Below are 23,024 nucleotides of genomic sequence, written 5' to 3' on the forward strand. Positions count from 1 at the left end.
AACAGGGAAAGGAGGAAGGGGGGATCACCGCACGGGACCGGGCCGCCCCGGCGAATCATTCCCCTCCGCCCGACACAACAGGTACCGCACCGGGTGAGGTGAATGCAACCCGCGGAGTCGTGACTATACATAGGGGTCATCCCCCTCCGTATTCGGCACCCGATCGGAAAAGCCCGGAAACACGGACGCAACAAAATCCCGCGTCCGCACCCGCGGAACACCTCGAAACCAGAGGGGCGGGTTCCACTCCTGCGCGCGATGATGTTACCTTTACCCTCGCTTCAGATGCGCGTGGTGGGGAAAGGGGTCGGGAATGCTGTTCGACCCCCAGAAAATGGGTGACTCAGCACACGATTTCGTCAAAGTGGTGCTGGGCATCGACCTTCCCCGGGCCAGCGCACCGGCCATGCGCGCCGCTTCGGAGGTCTACGACCTCCTCGACAAGCAACTGCACGAGCTCTCCGACGTCATGGACACGACGCGCACCAACGTCCGGAGGCACTTCGGCGGAGCGGCCTCCGACTACTACAACCGCTCCCTGGCCGCCTTCACCAGCGGCGACAGGGACTACATCGGCAACGCGGCGAGCACGAGCCGCATGCTCTCGACCGAGCTGCGCAAGGCGGCGGCGAACGTCGACTACATGGTGGCGATGGTCTGGGTCCAGGTGGCCCAGCTCATCGCCGAGATCACCTGGGCCATCGCGACGGCCAAGTTCACCTTCGGCGCCTCCCTGAAGTGGATCCCGGTCTTCAAGGCGATCCGGAGCCTGGCCATCCGGCGTCTCATCGCCTGGTTCCTCGTCACCGTTCCGAGTCACCAGGTCGTCAGCCAGGTCTTCGCGAGCTTCGGCGCGCTGATCCAGCGCGTCCAGATCGCCAACGGCGACCGGGACGGGTTCGACAAGCGCTTGGCGCACGACGCGCACGTGGGGGCCGTGATCGAGGGGCTCGTCTCCGCCGGCATCTCCGGGGGTGTCGGAGCGTTCGTCAGCAGCGGTTTCGCGAACGCCTTCAGCCGCAGCATGGACGACCTGCGCGGTCTGCCGGACCCCGTGCCCCCGCCACAGGTCAAAAACGGCGTGCCGGACCCCGTACCCCCGCCGAGCACGCTCAACGACGACCTCGCCGACCTCTTCACCCGCCACCGGGACGAGATGCTGGTCCCGTTCCACCCCAACTCCCCCACCGGGGCGCGCTCCTGGGACAACGCGGTCGAACAGAACGCGTTCCGCGCGGAGGTGGCGGACGTGTTCCAGCGCTCCTTCGCCGAACGCATGGGCGCCGACCAGGCGCGACGGCTGGGCGACGACTACGCCGACACCCTGATCCGCTCGTGGGGCGACCCGGACCTGGGCTCCCGGCTCTCCCGGACGATCGGCGACCGGTTGCCCCCGCCCCTGCGCGAGCACCTGTCCGACGTCCCGCAGAACCTCGCCGGAACACTGCACCAGAGCGCGCAGGGGTTCCTGCCCTACGTGCGGGGCCTGGGACTGGGCGCGGGGACCGGGGCCGCGGAGGGCTTCCTCAGCGAGGGCCTGGGCAGTCTCGCCAGCGGCCAGGGGTTCGTCGTCACCCCCTGGTCCGCCACGTCCGGCGCGACCATGAACACGGCCCACCAGCTGACCACCGACTCGGCGCTGGCGGGCATCGACGCGCTCAGCGGCCCCGGCGGCACCCTCCTTCCGCCCGACCTCCCCCCGCCCCCGGAGCCGGAGCGGCCCGACCGGGCCGAGGGGGACCCGGTACGGGGCGCGGCTCCCACGGTGTGGCCCGCCGCCGGAGACGGCGGTGGGAGGCCCACGTCCGCCGACGGTCCCGACGCCCCCGACACCACCGTCGTACCGCCCGTCGGCGTCGATGAGCCCGCCCCGGTACGGGGTGACGGAGACGGAACGCACGACGGCGGGGACGAAGCCCCGGCGAGCGGCACGGACGCGCACCGCCCCGGCGGCTCCCCGGCCGCCGGAGACCAGGGCGCCCCTGCGGCCCGGAGGCAGCAGGACCACGGCCCGGACGGGGCGGACCACACCGATGCCTACCGTCGAGGAGACACCCCCGGTCCGCTCACCGGTGATTATGACGCCACGGGCGCCGGGGCTTCCCGGGACCGGACCCCGGCGCCCCCGCACGAGGAGGGAACCGAGGTCCCCCCACCGGCCCCGGCCGCCGTGACGCCCCCGGTCGGCGCCGACCGCGCCGCGCCGCCGCAGGGTACGGCTCCCCCGGGCCGCCCGTCCGGCGAGGCGGGCCAGCCGTCCCGCCCGGGAGCACAGGAGACGACGCGGTCCGATCCGGAACCGGCCCCCGCCGGAGAGGCCGGTCCCGAGCGGAACGACTCCCCCTCCCCCGTCACCGCGGAGTCCCCCGACCCGGCCGACATCCGGGAGATCGCGGCCCCGCCGACGGCCGCCCCCTCCGGGAGCGCGTCCCCGTACTCGTTCGACGCCTCGCTGAACCCCGTCGACGGCGTCCCGGACACCCCGGGCGAAGCCGACGACAACTCCTCCCTCGGCGACACGGACTCCGACGCGTCGTCGCTGTTCGACGACGCCGCCTCCGAAACGTCGAGTCTGGACACCGCGTGGTCGGACGCCGAGGACGCGCCGCCCGTCGAGGCCGCCGCCTCGCACCCGGCCGTGAAGGACGCGAAGGCTCCGGAGGGCGTTCCCGGCATCCCGGACGCGGTTCCCGGGTCCGGCCTCCTGGCCTTCCCCGTGACCGAGAGCGGTCCGGCGGGGCGCGTTCCCAGCGCTCCCGCCCTCTCGGACGGACCGGTCCCGGAGACCGTGCGCACCGACCCGCAGACACCCCCGCCCGGTGCGGCCGTCCCCTCCGCGGACCGCCACGACGCCATCCGGAGCACCGGGGACGCCGATGCGACCGGAGGATCCGGAACCGGACGTGACACCGTCCGCGACCAGGGCGGCGACGGTGCTCCTCCGGCCCGCTCCGGCACCGGTCCCACACCGTCCGAGGAGGACTCGCCCGGGAGCGCGCCCCCGGAGACGGACAGCGGCGAGTCGGCACCCGCCGCCGACCCCGCGGACGCACGAGCCGATCGCGCCGCGGACCTGGTCGCGCAGGCCCGACGGCACCTGGATGACGGGGACGTCGCGCGGGCGCGGGCGGTGGGCGCGGACATCCAGAACCTGCTCGCCCCGCGGCCCGACGACGGCTCCCCGCAGAACCCCTCCGTGCGCAGGGCCCGCACCCTGGCGCTCGGGCTGGTCTTCACCCTGTCCGACCCGGCGAACCCGCGGGTTCCCGCCGCCCCGGACGCCTTCCCTGCGGACAAGGCCGAGGACGCCGCCACACTCCTGGGGGGCGTCGAACGCAACCTCCGGGACCGCCACGACCCGGCGCGTGCACGGCTCTGGCTCCCGGGCGGCAGCCTGACCACGCAGTACGTCCGCGACACCCTGCCCTCCGCTCCTTGGGCGAGCGCGACGCGGAACAGCGGGGCGCCGGTAGCGGGTGCCGGGGACCCCGCGCGCGCCGCCGAGGCCACGACGTCCGACACGGCCGAGGGCACGCCGGCCCCCACGCGGAGCGCGGACGCGGACGCGCCTGCGGCACCGCCCGCTCCCGGGCCCGAGCGCGCGGCGGACAGCGGCTCCGACACCCCCGCGAAGACGCGCACCGACCCCACCGTCTCCGGGATCGACCCGAGGGCCGACGCCCGCGCCGCGTCGGTCCTGGACCGCCTGCCCGAACTCACCCGGGCCCTCGCGGACAACGACGTCCCCAGGGCACGGGCGCTGGGCGCCGAGTTCTGGAGATCACTGCGACCGGTCGGCGGTCCGGTCCCGGAGAACCGCTCCATCCGCGAGGCGCGCACGCTGGCGCAGGCACTGGTGTACGTCCTCTCCGACCCGTCCGACAGGCGCGTCCCGCTGAGCGGCGGGTCCATCCCTCCCGGACGCGTCCGGGACGCCGAGGTCCTGGCCCGCGGTATCGGCCGCCACCTCCGGGACCGCCACGACCCGGTCCGCGCCCGGCTCTGGCTGCCCGGCGGGCGGCTCACGACGGACTACGTCCGCTACGCGATGCAGGACCCCGCGGACCGGGGCCCCTCCCCCTACGGCGCACCGGCCCCGGTGACGACCGTGAACACGGCGCTGGTGGACGGCGACGGAGACGCACCGGCCCCGCAGGGACGGTCCGGGGAATCGTCGACGCCGGACCGGACCGGGGACCCCGGACCGCGCGCGACAGACGCGGACACCGAGACCCCGCCGGCCCCGCTCTCCCCCTCCGAGGCCGAAACCGTGGCGCAGCGGGCCCGTGAGACGGCGGAGAATGCCCTGGGCCTGGCGCGCGGGGCCGCGGACCGGGTGTCCGCGGCGGCCCGGACGGCGGCCGACGCCGCCACCGGGACCGCGGACGCCGTGACCGCCGCCGAACAGGCCGCCCGGGCGCGCGAGGAGACCGCCCGCGCGGCCGGAGCGGCGCGGGACGCGGCGCGCCTGGCCGCCGAGGCCGCCCGCGCGACGTCCGCCGCCCTCGACCGTGCCGAGCAGGCGGTCCGGGAGACGGCTCCGGACACGGACGCCCACCGCGCCGCCGCCGACGCCGAGGCCGCCGTCCGCGCCCGCCACGAGGAGACGGTGCGGCTGCGGGAGGGGGCGCAGCGCCACGCGCGGGACGCCGACGCCGCGTTCCGCGACGCCGCCGCGACCGCGGACGGCGCCCTGACGGCCGTCTCCAGCCGCGTCGCCGGGGAAGCCGAGCGGACCGCGGCCGCGACCGAGCGCGCAGCCACCGGAGCCGCCAACGCCCTGCGCGTCACGCGCGAGGCCGCGGACCGGGCCGCGCGGGCGGCGCGGGACGCGGCCGACGCGGACGACACCGCGGCCGCCGTCACCGCGGCGGAACAGGCCGTGCGGGAACGGGACACCGCCGCCAACGGGGCCGGATCGGTGCGGTTGGCCGCGGACCAGGCCGAGGGGTTCGCCGGTCGGACCGCCGCGTCGGTCGCGCTGGCGGAGCGGATCGCCCGGGCGGCCGCCCCCGGCACGGACGCCCACCGCACCGTCACGGGCGACGAGGCGGCCGTCCGGTCCGGTCGCGACCGGGCGGACCGGCAGCGGGCCGAGGCGCGGGCGCGCGTGGAGGAGGCCGCCACCGCACGCCACGACTCCACCACCGCGGCCGTGGAAGCCCTCACCGCGGCCGCGCACCGCGCGGCGTCCGACTCCGCCGGTACCCGGATGGCGGCCGACGACGCCTACCGGCGGTCCGGGATCGCGCGGAACCGGCTCGCGCGGGCGGAGGACGCCGTCCGGACCGCGGTCCTGGCCGACACCGCGAGCCCCCGCCGTCCGCAGGAGTCCCGGGACGCGGTCCGGCGCCTCACCGATGCCGTCGGTGAGGCGCGGGAGGCCGCGGACTCCGCGCTGCGGGCGCGTACCGACGCGGAGGCCTTCGCGGGGTCCGCACGCGTCGCCGGCACCGGCGCCGCCCTGGACTCCCTGGGCCGGGCGTCCGCCGCGCTGCGTTCAGCCCCGGACAGCGCCCATCCGGCGGCCACGCGGGTCGAGGCGGACCTGCGGCGGACGGACGCACTGGTGGGGGGCGCCCGCGACCTGCTCGGACGCACCGCGCAGGACCTCTCCGACGCCCGGCGCCACGCGCAGGACACCGTGCTCTCGGCCGAACGCGCCGAGGCGCTGCTCCCCTCGGACCTGCCGTCGGCGTCCCGCCTGCGCGAGAAGACGGACGCCCGGTACGACCTGGACTACCTCGTCACCTCGCGGCTGAGCGGCCCCGACCGCCTGTTCACCAGGGCGGTCCACCAAGCGGTCGCGGGCATCGTCGGACAGCGGATCGCCGACCCGCCGCCCGATCTCCCCCGGCTGGTGGACGCGGCCCTGAACCGGGTGGCGCACGAACACGGCATGTCCGCCTTCTTCGCGCCCGGGGGCCGGGAGATCACCGTCACCGACCCCGGGACGGACGGCGCCGTCCCCAGGTCCTGGACCGTCCGGGTCTCGCTGGCGTCCGAGGACCCCGCCGGGTACCGGCACCTGGACGTCGAGCACCGGAAGTCGGGAGCGCCCCTGGAGTCCCGGGAGGAGGAGCGCAGCCGCTCCGCCACCACCGGGGGCTCATCGTCCTACGACCCGCGCCGTATCCTCGCGGCGCGTTTCACGGGAAGCCCGCTGCTGCTCGGCGACGTCACCGGGTCCGCGGTGGGACCGTGGGTGACGGCCGGCGGCAGCTTCTCCCGCGGGCAGCGCGCGGCGTCCCACGGCGGGACGACCACCGCCGCCTCCAAGATCGAGTACACGACCTTCGCCAAGCCCGAGTTCTACGCCAACGACCTGCGAGTGTGGGCCGAGGTGACCGCGCGGCCGGAAGGGGACGGGACGGCACCCGCCGCGGGCGGAACCAGCGGGAGGGACACCGGTGAGGCCCCTGCGCCCGCCGTGGACCTCCCCGTCGGCTCCTCGGTGATCCGTGACGGCATGGTGTTCACCCTGGCCGGCGAGGTCCAGGGGCGGCCCGACGGGATGCCGGGGCGCATCGACCTCGCCCCGGGCACCGGGGAGGGGGACGGCCCCGGCCGCCGGCCCCGCAACCTCGGCCCGACGGGCGGTCTGCCCATCGCCGTCCACAGCGTCACGCCGAACGCCCCGGACGGGAGGGGCCCGGCGCACACCGACCTGGGCTCCTGGGTCGCCGACTACCTGGTTTCCGACGCCTACCGGCTGAACAGGGAGGCGACCAGCGAGAACACCGCGGTCCAGTGGATGAAGGACCTCACCGGGCCGGGCACCGGCCAGGACATCGCGCGGTGGCAGCACGAGATTCGACACGTCCTCGACAACGACTCCTTCCAGGAGTACCTCCCCCACCTGGACCGGGGTCCGGTCACCGTGAGCGCCTCCCACCCCCGCCTGGGCGAGGTGATGATGGAGTTCTCCGCGAGGCCGCGCGACTACCGGATCAAGGACCACAGCCCGCTGATCGACGACGCGACCTTCAAGGAGAGCGTCAAGGACGGCACCAGCCTCACCCAGAGCCGCAACACGAGCTTCACCCTGACGGGAGGGACCGGTTTCGGCCTGGTGGCCGAGCTCCCCTCCGGAGGAACCCTGCGTGTCAACGCCCCCCATGTGGAGGCCACCTGGTGGCAGTCGCTGCACTCCGAGAGCCACAACGCCTCCGGCTCGGGCGAGCACCGGTCCCTCAGCCGCTACGTCTCCTCCACGGAGAGGTTCGCCGCCTACGAGGCTTCCCACGACCTGTTCGTCCACGTCCAGGGCGAGGCGGCGCCCCACCACTTCACCGTCACCGGTGTGGAGCTGCTCCCCGGCGAGACCGCGGGCCGGCTGGACCGGGCGGCACGGGGCGAGGGGCCCGCCGACAGCGGGGGCGAGGGCGAGCGGCGCCCGCCCTTCCCGCACCTGGACACCGAAAACCCCGTCCACTTCCGGGGGTCCCACTTCCTCGGCCTGGAGTGGAGCTCTCCCGCCCCCGGCGACGGGAGCGACGGGGACTCCGACGGCTCCCGGGGGACCGGGGCCCCGGACACCTCCGGGGCATCGGCACCGCCGGTCACGTCGGACGACCGGCGCGGCGTCCTGGACCGGTACCTGGACGACGTGCTGGCCGGGATCGCACGCGAGCGCCCTGGCCTGGTCATCCCCGAACTGGCCCGCGACCGGAACACCTACGCCCGCAGGCCCGGACGGGAGGAGGCCTCCTACTTCGAGCGTTCGTTCCGTGAGCGCTGGGGGTTCCGCCGCTCCTACGACACCGCCTACAAGAACACGATGCTGGTGCGCGACACCCTCCAGAGCACCCTGGGCAAGGACGGCCTCGAAAGGCTCGCCCGCCCCGGGGAGGGCCTGCCCGTCCGGCTCCGGGAGTCGGCGACGGTGGACCCGACCCTGATGGCGAGGCTGAAGGAGTTCCTCCGCCCGAACACGGTCACCGTCCGGCTGCACGCGGAGTTCGGCCGGCTGTCCCACGACGGGAAGAGCACCGCCGAGACGGGCCTTCGGGTGCGCGGCACCGCCTCGGCCTCCACCGAGTCCGCGACCGGGAGCGCGTTCACCCTCGCCGTCTCCGCCGGTTCGGGCATGGTGCGCTCGGCCGAGGGCGACGCCCGCGGGTTCGCCCGGCTGCTCGGCGGGTTCATGGCCTCGATGGGCTGGAACCGGGTCGACCACTTCGACGCGGCGTACGGCCTGGAGCACAAGTCCGACGCCCGCCTGTTCTTCCCCGAGGGCTCGGACCGGTGGAGCGGCGAGGTGGTGCTCAGCGCCCGCCTGCACGACCACGACGCCGATGAGCAGGCCCGCGGCACCAGCCGGGGGACGGACCTGCTGGACAGGCCCATCAAGGCCACCTACTCCGTGGTCACGCCCACCACCGTCGGCGACAACCTGGTCTCCGCGCGGCCGGAACCGGGGCAGGCCGACCGGGAGCGGTCGGAACTGACCCCCGAAGAGGCCCGGGAGATGCTCGACCCCCGTCCGGGGCGCCGCGACTCCCCCGGGGAGGACGCCCCGGGCGCCGAGGACGGGGCCGCGCCGTCCGAGGGGACCGCCCGGACCTCCGGGGCGGAGGGGGAGGCCCCCGCCGACCCGCCGACCGACAACACGCGTGTCCTGCTGGACCACGGCGCGATCATCGAGCACGTCAACCCCCTGCTCCGGGAGGCGGGCGACACGGGACCGGGCCGCAACCTCCTGCGCCGCACCCTCGATGTGTTCTCCCGTCCGCGCCGGTTCTGGTCGGACGGGGGGCGGATGAAGCTCTCCTCCTTCCTGGACGGCGTCGGCGGATCGGCCCTCCTCGCCAACCTCGTGTCCCCCACCGCGGTGGCCTCCGATCCCGCCTCCTTCGCGGAGTCGGGCCGCCGCAGGCGGATCGAGATGCGGGGCACCTGGCTGTCCCCCAACGACATGCGGGCCACCGGGGTCACCAAGGTCACGGTCGGCGAGATCACCGACCTGAGGCTGACCAAGGCACAGGCCACCGTCCAGGCCGAGACGTCGTCGACGGCGTCCGCCGCCGTCACCAGGATCAGCGGCTTCTTCGCCCGCTTCACGGGCTTCGCCGGTGGGACCACCAACTCCATCGAGGAGGGCGGGGCCGAATCCGGCGCCGACCGGTCCACCGCCGACGGCATCATCCCCATGGCCGGTCCCTCCCACATCAGGAGCTTCCTCCGCCGCGGCGAGACGACGGACTCCGGGGTCTCCTCCGCCTCGGGGCTCCTCCTGCTGCCCAAGGCGGCGGCCGTCTACGCCTTCACCGCCGCGGGCGCGATCGCGCAGGCGTGGGAGTTCAAGAAGCACCGCGGCCTCAACCTCCCCAACTGGTGGACCCACAGGTACGCCGGGTGGAGGGCCCGGGTCGACGACCTCGTCTCGGGCTACATCACCGCCCGCGACGCCGAACAGGCCGGCGTCATCACCGACGCCGTGACCCACGGGGACGACGGCGCGCCCGAACCCTCGACCCAGGCCAACCCCGCACCACCGCCCCACGCCCGCGTCCGCGCCGGATTCGACAGCGCGGGCAGGCAGGCCCTCCCCGTCGACCCGGCCCGCGCCGTGGACGCGCTGGAGACGAGGCTTCGCGCCCACGGGCTCACCCTCAGCCGCGGGGGCAAGGAGCGCCTGCTCGTGACCCTCTCCGAGCAGCTGGGGACCGCGACGGACGCGCTCCCGCCCGTTCCCGTCAACGTGGTGTCGACGGACCGCAACGCCCACTTCTCCAAGCCCGCGCGGGTCCTGGTGAAGTTGGACAGGACCAACCCCCGGGTGGACTACGTCACCTCGGCCGCCGCCACCGTCGAGGCCCACTCCTGGCAGGCCGAGCACTCGCACGAGGACTCCCGGCAGGCCTCGCACACCACGGGCCTGGACTTCGTCCCCTGGCAGCCCAGCGGCACGAACGGCGGCAGCGACCGGCCGCCGGACAGCAGCCTCCTCTTCGTCTCGCCCGCCGCGGGGGCCGGTGGAACCCGGAACGCGTCCGAGGGGTTGTCCTCGTCCGCGGAGACCACCCACACCATCGTGATGGAGTCCTCCGGCCCCTACGTGAAGATGACGGAGGACGCGTCCCTGACCCTGACCATCGAGGTCGACGGCGACGGGCTCGTGCCCACCGCGGGGGTCAGGCGGGGGGAGAGGGCGCCGTACCTGGAGTACAAGTCGCCGGTCGTGGAGACGGCGACGGTGGACGGAGGACGGATACGCACCTTCCACCTGGGTTCGTCGCTGGACTTCACCCCGCCCGCGGCGCCCGCCGCACCGCTGGACACGGTGCCCGCGCCTCCCACCGCCACCCCCCGCGCGGGCGACACCCTCGCGGGCGCCCTCACCACCGCCACCGGGGAGCTCGCCCCGCCGCCGGACGCGCTGCGCGACGCCGTCATCATGCCCACCGCCGTCCACGGACCCGACCTGCGCGACACCGCGCTGCGGACCGTCGCCGCGTCGCTCGGCTGGGAGCCCCCGGTCGCCCCCGACTTCGGAGGCGACCCGACCGCCGAGCAGCTCGACCAGCTCCGCGCCCACCACGCCCGCGCCACCGACGACGCCCGCCGCCACATCGCCGACCGCCTCGAACTCGACCCCCGCTACACCCCCATCGACAACTCCCTCAACCCCGTGGCCCTCAAGGGCCTCCTCTCGCACAACCTCGGCCGCCCCTCCGGTACCGACATCCTGCGGATCGGGCGCACCCAGTGGCGTGTCGCCGCCACCCCCGACTTCACCGGCGCCCGTATCGTCACCGCGCGCCCCGACGCCAGGCTCGTCCACAAGGAGGCCGAAGGGCGGAGCGTCTCCCACAGCCGCTCCCAGGGCGGCGGAACCACCGCCACCACGGCCTTCCGGCCCACCGGCCACCACACAGTGGACCCCGACGACAACGACCGCAACGCCTACCTCACCGGCTCCGGGGAGGCCACGGCGCGCACCATCACCGGTGACTCGCCCACGGGCGACGGCCTGGCCAGCGGAGAGCCCTCCGACATGGAGCGCCAGCGGCTCGGCACCGCCTACCTGGTGGAGTTCGACACCACCTGGACCACCGGCGCCCGAACCGAGGAGAAGGCGTTCTTCGGTGGCACCGTCCCCCGGCAGTTCACCTCCCACCACACCAACAGGACCAGCGCCTGGATCTCCCGGAGCGACGCCGTAGCCCTGGGCGTCCTCACCTCCGAACAGGCAGACGCCGCCGAAGCGCCCATCACCGCCGAGTACGACGCCGCCAAGGCCATGGCCGACGCCGAGGCCGCCTACACCGAGCAGCGCGCCAAACTCCCCGCACTGGTCAAGGCCTACCTCGACGCGTACAAGGCCCACGCCGCCGACCCCACACCCGCGAACCGCGCGGCCCTCGACGACGCCCGCACCGCCTACGGAACCCAGACCACCGCCTACCGGACAGCCCTGGGCGCCTACAACGACGCCGTGACTGCCTGGACCACCGCGACCAACGCCACCGCCGCCCACCTCGCCGATATCACCCCGCCCGACGCCCCGCCGCCGGCGGCCCCCCGTTCCACACCCAGCGCGCCGCTGGAGGAGCAGCTCCGCCCGCTGTTCGGCCTCACGCCCCGGGAGGCTCCGGCCGCGCCCGACCCGAGCGGCACGACGACGGAACCGGACTCGCGCACCCCGGCCCCCGCGGCCGGGCCGCAGCACCCGGGGACCACCTCCCGCACGACCGTCTTCGCCATGACCGACATCGCCGGAGAGGTGCGGGATCCGGACGGGGACGGCACCGGGATGAGCGGCGCCGACCTCGACTCCCTTGCCCGCGGACTGGGGCTGGCGGACACCGACGACCCCGCCGTGTCCGGGACGATCCGCCGACTGCCCACCGGCGCCGAAACCGACCGCTACGGCACCCTCCTGCACGACCCCGCCTACAACCCCAACACCTTCGACGCCCTCCCCACCGCGACCCAGGACGCCGTCTCCGCCTACACCCGCTCCTCCTGGCTCAACCGCTTCGCTCGCCTGAACCCGCTCAACGAAGCGACCGTGCAGGCCGAACTGGACCGCATCCGCGACCAGAGCCGACCCCACCCCGGATGGCAGGTCTACGAGATCGGCGGCGGCCGCTGGCCCGACCTGGCACAACTACGAGAAGCCGCGCAGCAGGGGACACTGAGCCCCGAGCAGACCCGGATCGTGCGAGGCGTCCTGGACAACCCCTATCCGCAGGCCGCACTGGACAACCTCCAGGTAAGCTCCGGAAACGCGGGCCGGATCGCCGAATCCCTCGCCCTGCACGGGGAACCGGCGCACTTCCCCGACGCCCCGGAAGTCCTGGCGCTGCTCCGGCGCCTGGACCGCGCCACCGGCCACCCCTTCCCCGAGGGCTTCGAGGCCGTGCACGGCATGTACCACCACCAGCACCTACTGGGCGAGGGCAGCACCGACCCCCACACCCTCGCGGGAACCACACACGTCGAACAGGGCTACCTGTCGGTCTCCCTGGGGACCGTCCCCTCCGCGGCGGGCGGCTCCCCCGTCGACCTGATGCGGCTGACCGTGCCGCACGGCTCCCACGGGCTGTGGGTCGGCGACCGCAGCCAACACCCCGGCGAACGCGAGGTGATCCTCGCCCGAGGGACCCGCTACCAGATCACCGCGGTCGAACCCTGGGGGCGCGGCTACCTCTTCCACGCCCAGATCCTGCCCCCCACCCACGACAACGGGCCCACCACCACGGCCCCGGCCTGGACGGGCCAGGCGCTGGAGCGCATCGACCAGGCCCTGAACGCGAATGACACGGCAGCGGCCCTGATCGGGATACACCAGGCGGCGCAACGCCTCACCGCGGACCTGGCCTCCGCGCTGCGGGACGCCAACGGCCCCGACCCGACCGCGGCGATCGACCGCCTCGAACAACTACAGGACACCGCCGAGCACCTGGCGGACCGGGCCTGGGAGATCGCCGGCACCGCCCCCGAAGCGGTCACCGCCGCGGTCGCTCTGGCCGCGGACCTGGCCGCCGCCGCGCAGAGCGTGGCCGCGCGCGCTGGCGCCGACGCGGCCGCGGCCCGCGACGCGATCCCCGAACCGCCCGAGGTCGACCCCGAGAACCCGGACCGGATCACCGACGCCGCACGCGAGCGCGACACGGCCCTGACCCGGGCCGGGGAGGCCGACACCGCCCGCCAAAACGCCGAACGCGCCGCCCACATCGCCTACGAGGCCGCCGACACCGCCGCCCGCACCGCCGGGGCCGGGGTCCGGGTCGAGGAGGCCCGCGCCGCCGCCCAGAGCGCGGACACCCATCGCCGCGACGCAATCACGGCCGCCCAGGACGCGGCCGACCGGCACGAGAGCCTGACCCGTACCGTCAACGTGGCCGCGAACATCGCCGTCGGTATCGCGCTCGGCGACGCGGCCTCCTCCCGCGACGACGCCGCCGCGCGGGCGGCCGCCCTGGACCGGGCCCGGTCCATCGCCGAGCTGACCCCTCCGGGCTCCGTCGCGCGCGCGAGGCTGGACATGCGCATGAACATGCCGGGGTTCTCCGGCTCGTTCGGCTCCAACAACCCCGTCGTCATGGCCGTGACCGACATCGCCGGGCAGGTGCGGGACCCCGACGGGGAGGGCGCCGGGATGAGCGGCGCCGACCTCGACTCCCTGGCCCGCGGCCTGGGGCTGACCGGCACCGATGACGCGGAGTCAGCCCGGTCGGAGGCGTCCGGGCCCGCGACCGGCACACCCCCCAGCGCCCCGGCGGACCCGCTCCTGGACACGTTCCACAGCGCCCTGAACACGCAGACCCCGCCCGGCCGGAGCGGACCGGTGACCGGTGAGGAGTCCTCCGACCCCGGGACCGCGCCGTCCCCGCGGCCGGTTCCGACCCGGTCTGCGCCCGAGCCGAACACGGGCGACGAGACCACCGTGTTCCTGATGGAGACGGCCGACGAGGACCCGGCCGAGGAGGGCGGACGCCTCCCCGAACCCGGCTGGACGCGCGAGCGCGAGGACCGGATGGCCGACCTCCTGGGGCTGGAGGACCCGGCCGCCCGCGCCGCGGAGCTCAACGATCCGGGCACCAACCCGCACACCTTCGACGCGCTGCCCCGGGAGCAGCGCGAGGCCGTCGTCGCGCAGGCGGCAAGCGGCTGGCTGTCGTCCCTCACATGGATCCCCTCACTGGACACCGACTCCGTCCAGAACAGGCTGGAGGACCTGACGTACGACGCGGGCGACAACGCGAGCGGTGACGACCTCAACGGCTGGCCGCTCTACGAGAAGAACGGGAACCGGTGGCCGACGCTCACCGAGATCCGGGAGATCCACTCCGACGGCGGGTCCACCCGCACCTTCGACCGGCTCGTCAACGACATCTTCAGGGCGCCCGACCCCAGCCGACGGCTGCGCCACTGGTACGACAACGCGGACGACGCCGGAGCCCTGGCCAAGGCCGCCGGCGGCGCCTACCCGACGGCCGACGAGGTCCTGGACACCCTGCGCATCCTGGACGCCGCGACCGACCGCCCGCTTCCCGGCCCCGTGGAGGTGACCTTCGCGCTGAGCGGGGACGAAGGCCTCCACGGACTCGTCGGATACGTCGAGGGCGACCCCTCCTCGCTGGTCGGCACCGAGCAGCGGGAGGCGGGGTACCTGCGCACCTCGCTGGACCGCTCACCGGCCACCGTAGACGACACCGCGGCCCTGGTCCGCCTGACCGTGCCCGAGGGCGGGCGCGGCCTGTGGATCGGCGACCGGGCGGACGCCTCCGACCCGTACACGCTCCTCCTCACCCGCGGCACCGGCTACCGCGTCACCGGCGTCACGGAGTCGGACGGGATCGTGGAGATCACCGCCGTGGCCCTGCCCGCGGAACCGCGACCGGTGGCCGCACCCCCGGCGGAGCCCGCCGCCGTCCACGACGACGCGGGCCACGGAGGCGACGACACCGGCGACGGCACGGAATCGGACACCTCGGACACGGATTCGGACGCCTCGGACGCGGACACCGACGGCAGGGGCACCCTCGACGAGGACGGCATCCGCCGCTTCGACTCGCCCGGGGAGGTCGACGGGCAGGACCGGTGGCTCCAGGACCCGGCGAACAACCCCCACGCCTTCGACACCCTCACCCCCGACCAGCAAGGGATGGTCGACGTCTACACCAGGTCGGCCTGGATCACCCGTGTCGCCCGCATCCGGCCCTTCCTGCCCCAGACCGTCGCGCGGCAGCTGATGGAGTGGCGCTCCCAGTCCCGGGCCGAGGCCGCCGACCCCGACACGGCGCAGACGGCCCACGGCTGGGACCTGTACGAGGCCAACGGACTGGCCTGGCCGTCCGTGGAACGGCTGCGCCAGATCGCGGCCTCCCCGCGGCCGCTGCCCCCGCGGACCCGGGGGCTCATCCGGTACATCCTCGACGCCCCCGACCCCCGTACCGAACTCGACCACTGGTTCCACAACGCCGGTTACGCGGGGGTCATCGCCCGGCTCAACGGAGGCGTCTACCCCGACGCCGCCGCGACCCGGCGGCTGTTCCGCCTCCTGGACGGCGCGGTGGACCGCCCGCTGCCCGAGGGCATGGCCGTGTCCCGCGGCATGCAGTCGATCGACCACCTCCTGCGCACGACCGGGGGCGCGGACCCCCGACTGCTGGTGGGCACCGTCCACACCGAACCCGGCTACATGTCCACCACCCTGGGCGACTCCCCGTTCAAGACGGACTCGGGCGGATTCCCCTTCCTGCTGCGCCTGGACGTGCCCCAGGGGAGCCGCGGCCTCTGGATCGGTACGCGCAGCCACGACCCGGAGCAGATGGAGCTCACCCTCGGCCGCGGCACCACGTACCGCATCACCGGCGTCCAGGACGGGATCGACCCCGAATCCGGCGGCCCGCAGACAGTGCTCACCGCGACCGTGGTCGCCCTGCCGAGGGCGGTGCCCGACCTCTTCTCGGAGGGGAGCACGGGCGGGGACGGCGTCCGCAGGTTCTGGAACCCGGAGGAGGCCCACTGGTACGGTCACCGCCTCCACGACCCGGCGCACAACCCGTACGCCGTCAACGCGCTCCCCCGGGCGCGGCACGACCTCGCCCGCGCCCTCAGCGCGCTCGCGGGCGGGTTCGACCTCACCCGAACGGACCCGGACGGCGCCCGGGAACTGCTGGACTCCCTGCGCGCGGCGAGCCGTGTCACCCCGGCCTCCACCCCGGCGGACCGGCAGCGGAACCTCGGGTGGGAGCTGTACGAGGCGAACGGCCTCACCTGGCCCTCCCCCGACCGGCTGCTCCAGCTCCTGCCCGTGGAGCAGGGGCGCAACCCGGCGCGGGCGCGGTTCATCACCGACATCCTCAGGCACGGCCCCCAGGAGGCGGCACGCAGGCTCGGCGGGCTGTACAACACGGCCGGGGCCGCCGGGGTCCTGGCCCGCGCGAACGGGGGCGCCTACCCCTCGCCCGAGAGGCTGCTGGACATGCTGGCCTCCTATGAGGACGCCGTCCGCCGTCCGCTGCCCGAGGCGGTCGAGAGCACCTGGTACCTGGGCCACGCGGCGGCGCGGGAACAGTTGCGCGGATTCGACCCGCGCGACCCCTCCGCGCTGACCACCCGGGGGTACACCGCGGTCGCGCTCAACCCGCGGCCGACCGGGCCGGGCGACGGGGCGGCCGCGGTCGTCCGCCTCGTCCTGCCGTCGGGGGCGCACGGGCTCTGGCTGGGCGACGCGGGCCCCCGCCCCCAGAACCAGGAGGTCGTCCTCCCGCCGGGAACCGCTTTCCGGATCGACTCCGTGGACGCGTCCGGCGGCCTCCCCGTGATCACCGCGCGGGTGCACGCGCCGACGGGCGGCGCCCCCGCTCCCACGGTGGCGGACAGCGCCCCCGCACCCGCGGTGGTGGGCGCGCCGCCCGCCGCCGAGGCCGCGCCCGGCGGGACGAACGACGCCGCCGGCGGGCCGGACGCGCTCCGCGCCGGGCACGGGCCCGGCGACGGACGGGGGTACGTCGACGGGAACGGGATCCGCAGGTTCCGCACCGAGGAGGAACTCGACGCCTACGACCTGTGGCTCCACGACCCGGCCAACAACCCGCACGCCTTCGACGCCCTGGACTCCGAGCACCGGGACCGGGTCATCGGCTACACGATCGAGGGCTGGCTCAACACCGTGGCCCGGGAGTCCATGAACGCGGACCAAGTGGCGATCGTGCTGGACCTGATGCGCCAGGACACCGTCGCGGCGTTCGAGACCAACCCCATGGGCTCGCGCGGCTGGGAGCTGTACGAGATGAACGGCCTCGCGTGGCCGACCCTGGACCGGCTGCGGGAACTCCTGGCGCAGGGGCGCGTTCCGGAGAGGGCCGAGGGCTTCGTCCGGTACATCCTGGACGCGCAGGACCCGCAGGAGGAACTCGACCACTGGTACGTGCACGCCGGTGAGGCCGGGGAGATCGCCAGGTCGAGCGGCGACGTGTTCCCGACCCCCGAACGCGCGCTCGAACACCTGCGGACCCTGACGGAGGCCATCGACAGGCCCCTACCCGAGGGGATCGAGGTGATCCGCGGCCTGGAGGAACTGGACCACCTCGAAGGCTTCGACGGCAAGGACCCCTACTCCCTCGTGGGGACCGTCCACACCGAGCGCGGGTTCATGTCCACGTCGCTGGGGAACGAGCTCGCCGGGGTCACGGCCAGGTACGCCCACGCGGTGCACCTGGTCCTCCCCCGCGGTTCCCGGGGCCTCTGGATCGGTTCGAAGAGCAGGTACCCCGGAGAGCGCGAACTGATCCTCCCCGCGGGTACGACCTACCGGATCACCCGGGCGGGCTGGGGAGGCTCCCGCGGGCTGGAGGGCCTGTACATCGAGGCCGAGGTGATCGTGCCGCCGCGGCCGGATGCCGACCCGGCCCCGCCGCGGGTCGAGGAGTCCGCCGACCTGCACGTGTTCACCGTGGAGACCGACACGGACGCCACCGTCACCGATGCCGACGAACCCGGCCTCGGCGCGGACGAGGAGGCCGGGCTGGCGGCGCTCCTGGGACTGGAGGACTCCGGGCACGAGAGCGCCGACGACGCCTACGACGACCGGCCGCTCCTGGACCGCTACGACTCCGACGACGACGCCTACGACGACCGCCCCCTCCTCGACCGCTACGACTCCGACGACGACACGCCGACGGCCTCGGCCGCGCGCACCGACCGGACCCCGCTCGACCGCACGGACGACGGCGACACCGCGGTCGCGGCCCCCGAGACGAGCGGCGGGGAGGCCCGCGTCTTCCGCACCCGGGAGGAGCTGGACGCCTACGCGGAGCGGATGGACGACCTGGACGGCGCCCCGCACACCTACGGCGCCCTCCCGCCGGAGCTGCGCGCCCTCATCGGCGCGCACACCGCGAACCCCTGGCTCAGCGAACTCGCCCGGCTCGCGGCCTCCGACCCGGCGTTGGTCCAGGACCGGCTCGACCGGTGGAGCAGGACCAGCCTGGAGAAGGCCGCCGACCCGGACCGTCCCAACGGGTGGGTGCTCTACGAGGCGAACGGCCTGTCGTGGCCCCCGCTCGAACGGGTGCGGGAACTGTACGCCGAGGGAGGCCGCTCCCCGGCGTTCGCGGCGATCGCGGCGGACGTCTTCGGGTCGTCCGAGCCGCGGGCGCGGCTGGACCACTGGTACGAGAACGCGGACGAGGCGGGGGAGATCGCCCGGGCCAACGGCGGCGTCTACCCCACCGGGGACAGGGCCCTGGAGATCATCCGGGACATGGACGCGGCCGTGGACCGGCCCCTGCCCGGCCCGATCGCGGTGTCCTTCGCGTTGGATGTCGACCGGGACCTCGCCGAACTCGACGGATACGACTGGGACGACCTGACCGCCGTGGTGGGCAGGGACCAGCGCGAGCGGGGATACGCCACCGTCTCCCTGGGCGACTCGCCCTTCACCGCCGCGCCGCGCGACACCGTGGCGGTCGTCCGCATGGTCCTCCCCGAAGACGCCCGGGGCCTGTGGGTCGGCGACCGGGGCGCGACGGGCGACCGGTACGCGCTGGTCCTGCCCCGGGACTTCGGCTACCGCGTCACCGACGTCCGGATCACCGACGACGGGATGGAGATCGACGCCGAGCCGGTACCCCCGGACATGTCGGCGCGGGAGCCGTCGGCGGAGGACCGGGACGACGACTCGGACGCCTCCACGGTCGTCGACGAGGGGACGCGCCTTCCGGCGGGCGACGGCCGCGGACACGTCGGCGACGACGGATACCGGCGCTTCCGCTCCCTGGACGAACTGAACGCCTACGACTGGTGGCTCCACGACCCGGCCAACAACCCCCATGCCTTCGACACCCTGCCCGCCGACCGGCAAGGGATGGTCGACGCCTACACCAGGTCCGCCTGGATCACCCGGCTGGCCCGGATCCGGCCCCTGTCCCCGGCCGGTGTGGCGAGCCAGCTGGAACTGGTGCGGGCCGGGGCCCGGCACGAGGCCGGGCGGGCGGCGACCGTGGCGACCGCCCACGGCTGGGACCTGTACGAGGCCAACGGGCTCTCCTGGCCCACCCTCGACCGGCTGCGCGAGATCCGGGCGAACCCGGACGGCCTCCCCCCGCGCACCGCCGGACTCGTCGACTACGTCCTCACCGCACGCGACCCCGCCGCGGAGCTGCGCCACTGGTTCCACAACGCCGGGTACGCCGGGGTCATCGCCCGCCACAACGGCGGGACCTATCCCGACGTGGACCGCGTCCTGGAACTCTTCCGCCTCCTCGACGACGCCGTCGACCGCCCCCTGCCCGAAGGCCTGGTCGTCTCCCGTGGCATGCACTCCATCGACCACCTGCTGCACGCGGTGGGCGGGTACGCCGCCAACGACCTCGAAGGCACGGTCCACACCGAGCCCGGGTACATGTCCACCACCCTGGGCGACCAGCCCTTCAAGACCGACTCCGCCCCCTTCCGCTACCTCCTGCGGCTCAACGTCCCCCAGGGAGCGCACGGCCTCTGGATCGGCTCCCGCAGCCACGATCCCGGGCAGCGCGAACTCACCCTCGCCCGCGGTTCCACCTACCGGATCACCGGTGTCCGGGACGCGTTCGACCCGAACACGGGCGGGGTCGTGACCGTGCTCTCCGCGGAGGTGGTCCTGGGTCCGGAGCCCTTCGCGGACCCGCTCTCGGACGGACGGGTGGACGCGTCCGGTGTCCGGCGGTTCCGAACGCCCGCCGAGGCCGACTGGTACGCGCACCGGGCCGCGCGCGCGGAGCGCGGTATGCCGGTACTGGACACCCTCCCCGCGGAGGCGCGCCGCGTCGTCGCCGCGTTCTCGGACACCCCGTGGCTCGCGGACCTGGCGCTGGTGCCCCCGGACGACATGCGGACGCAACTCGACCGGTTGCGCTCGATGAGCCGTATCGAGCGGCCCTCGGTCGTGGACCCCCACGGCCGCAGCGGCTGGGAGATCTACGAGGCCAACGGCCTCGCCTGGCCCACCCCGGAGCGGCTGCGGGAGATCGTGGACGCCGCGGAGGAGGGGGTTCCCAGGACGCACTTCCTGCGGACGGTCCTCACGCTGGGGCGACCCGAGGACCGGCTGGCCGAGCTGTACCGCAGGAGCGGTGCGGCCGGGGCGCTGGCCGCGGCCAACGGGGGGACCTACCCCTCCGCCGAGGGTGTGCGGGAACTGCTCGGGACCTACGACGAAGCGGTGGGGCGCCCGCTCCCCGGGGCGATCGAGACGACGTGGGTCCTGCCCCACACCCGCGGCCTCCGGTTCCCGGAGGGGTACGACGAGGGGGATCCCTCCGGCCTCGTGGGCACGGTCCAGAGCAGTCCGGGTTACACCACGGTCTCCGTGAACCCGGAACCGGTGGGCCCGGGACACCCCGCGGCGACCGTCCGGCTGACCCTTCCCGAGGGCGCGCACGGGCTCTGGCTGGGGACGCAGGGCCCGCGGCCGTCGAACCACGAGATCGTCCTGCCCCGGGGCATGTCCTATCGCGTCACCGGCGCGGAGAGGACCGCCCACGGCCTGCTGCTGTCCGCCGAGGCCATCCTTCCGGAACAGGCCGGCGCCGCGTCCGGGGCCCGGCCGCCGACCGTGGAGGACGCCCCTCCCGCGACCGGCGGGACCGGGCAGGACACGGCCGCTCCCGGCGGGGAGGAGGAACACACGGCCCGCACCGACGCCTCCGCGGACACCTCCGTCGCCGGGACCGGGCTCCCGGTCGGCACCGTTCCCGCCGACGACGGCAGGGGGTACGTCGACGACCGGGGCGTGCGGCGGTTCCGCTCCGTGGAGGAGACCGACGCCTACGGCCGCTGGCTCCACGATCCGGCGAACAACCCGCACGCCTTCGACACCCTCCACGAACGGCAGCGCGAGGACGTGCGCGGGTACACGGCCGACGGATGGCTCAACGCGGTCGTCCGCGACAACCTCCCGGCCGAACGGGTCCAGGACGCCCTGGACAGGGTGCGCGAGTCGACCCGCCTCCAGGTCCGCACGGATCCGATGGCGGCCCGCGGCTGGAGCCTGTACGAGCTGAACGGCCTGTCCTGGCCCACCGTCGAACGCCTTCGCGAACTCCTGGCGCGGGACCTGGTCCCCGGACACACCGCGGGCTTCGTCGGGTACATCCTCGACGCGCCGGACCCGGAGGCGGAACTGGCGGGCTGGTACGCGAACGCGGGCGGGGCCGGTACCGTGGCGCGGTCCAACGGGGGCGTGTTCCCCACCGCGGCCGATGTGGCCGCGTCCCTGGGCCGCCTCGACCGAGCCGTCGACCGCCCCCTGCCCGAGACTGTCGAGATGGTCCGCGGCCTGTCCGACGTCGCGTTCCTCGACGGGTTCCGGGACATGGACCCCTACTCCCTGGTGGGCACCGTCCAGACCGAGCCCGGTTTCATGTCCGTGTCGCTGGGCAACCGGCTGGCCGGGCACCACAAGGCCGAATCCCGGCACGTCGTCCACCTGACCGTGCCCGCGGGCAGCCGCGGCCTGTGGATCGGCGAGAGGAGCGACTACCCGGAGGAGCGCGAGGTCGTCCTCGCCCGGGGCACCACCTACCGGATCACCCGCGCGGGCTGGGGCGGATCGTTCGGACTGCCGGGGTTCCACATAGAGGCCGAGGTGGTGGTCCCGCAGCGGCCGGAGACCGCTCCGGCCCCGGAACAGCAGGCGGGGGACACCTCGGACCTCCAGGTGTTCAGCGTGCAGACCAGCACGTACACCACCGTGACCGACCCCGAAGCGGCAGGACTCGGCGACAGCACCGAAACCTTCCTGACCGCGCTCCTGGGGCTGGACGCCGCCGCCGGAACCGATGCCGCGGCCTCCGGGGGAGGTCCCGCCGGGCCGGACCTGCCCGACGACCGCCCCGGACACGTCGGCCCCGATGGCGTGCGCCGGTTCGCCACCGACGGCGACGGCGCGGGGTACGGGAAGCTCGTCCTCGGCCGCCGGTTCCCGTCCCTGACCGCGGAGCAGCAGAACTCCGCCCGGGCCTACACGAAGAACGCGCAGTTCTACAACGACTTCTCCCGGCACGCCAGCCCCGAGTCCGAGGTCCTTCGGCTCAGCGAGCACCGGTTCTTCGGCGCGTGGGTCGAGAAGTGGTTCGGCGGGCACACCCCGTCCAAGGAGAACGCGGAGGAGACCTGGGACCTCCTGCGCGAGGGGATGGACATGCTGGACCGGGCCGTGGAGCCGGTTCCGGAGGCGGTCGAGGTACGGCGCTCGGTGTTCGACGTGGGCTTCATGGCCCCGCCGGGGCGGCCCTTCCACGACGCCACGGACCTGATCGGCACGGAGTTCGTCGAACGGGGCTTCCTCTCGGGGTCGCTGGGGGCCGAGACCGTGAACCGGACCGCCGCCTACCAGTTCCACCTGGCCGTGCCCGCGGGGCACCCGGCCCTGTGGATCGGCGACGACAGCGTGCACCGCTCCGAGCGGGAACTCCTCCTGCCGCGCGGAACGCGCTTCAGGATCGACGACGCGCTCCAGGACCCCGACACCGGGCAGTGGACCCTGCGGGTCACCGTGCTGCCGTTCACACCGCGACCGTGAC

General features: G+C 74.7%; 1 protein-coding gene. It reads left to right on the forward strand.

The window, feature by feature from the left end; all coding sequences use genetic code 11:
- The first annotated feature begins 334 nt into the window (after nt 1–334).
- Nucleotides 335–23,023, forward strand: a complete 22,689-nt coding sequence (locus ACSTA4_RS17410) for an ADP-ribosyltransferase (RefSeq protein ID WP_444960192.1) — start codon at nt 335–337, stop codon at nt 23,021–23,023.
- Nucleotide 23,024 lies beyond the last annotated feature (1 nt).

Source organism: Nocardiopsis sp. M1B1 (assembly GCF_052466615.1).

What these genes read in the sequence shown, in the direction of transcription:
- ACSTA4_RS17410 (WP_444960192.1), top strand. Translation starts at nt 335, where the DNA reads ATGGGTGACTCAGCACACGATTTCGTCAAAGTGGTGCTGGGCATCGAC.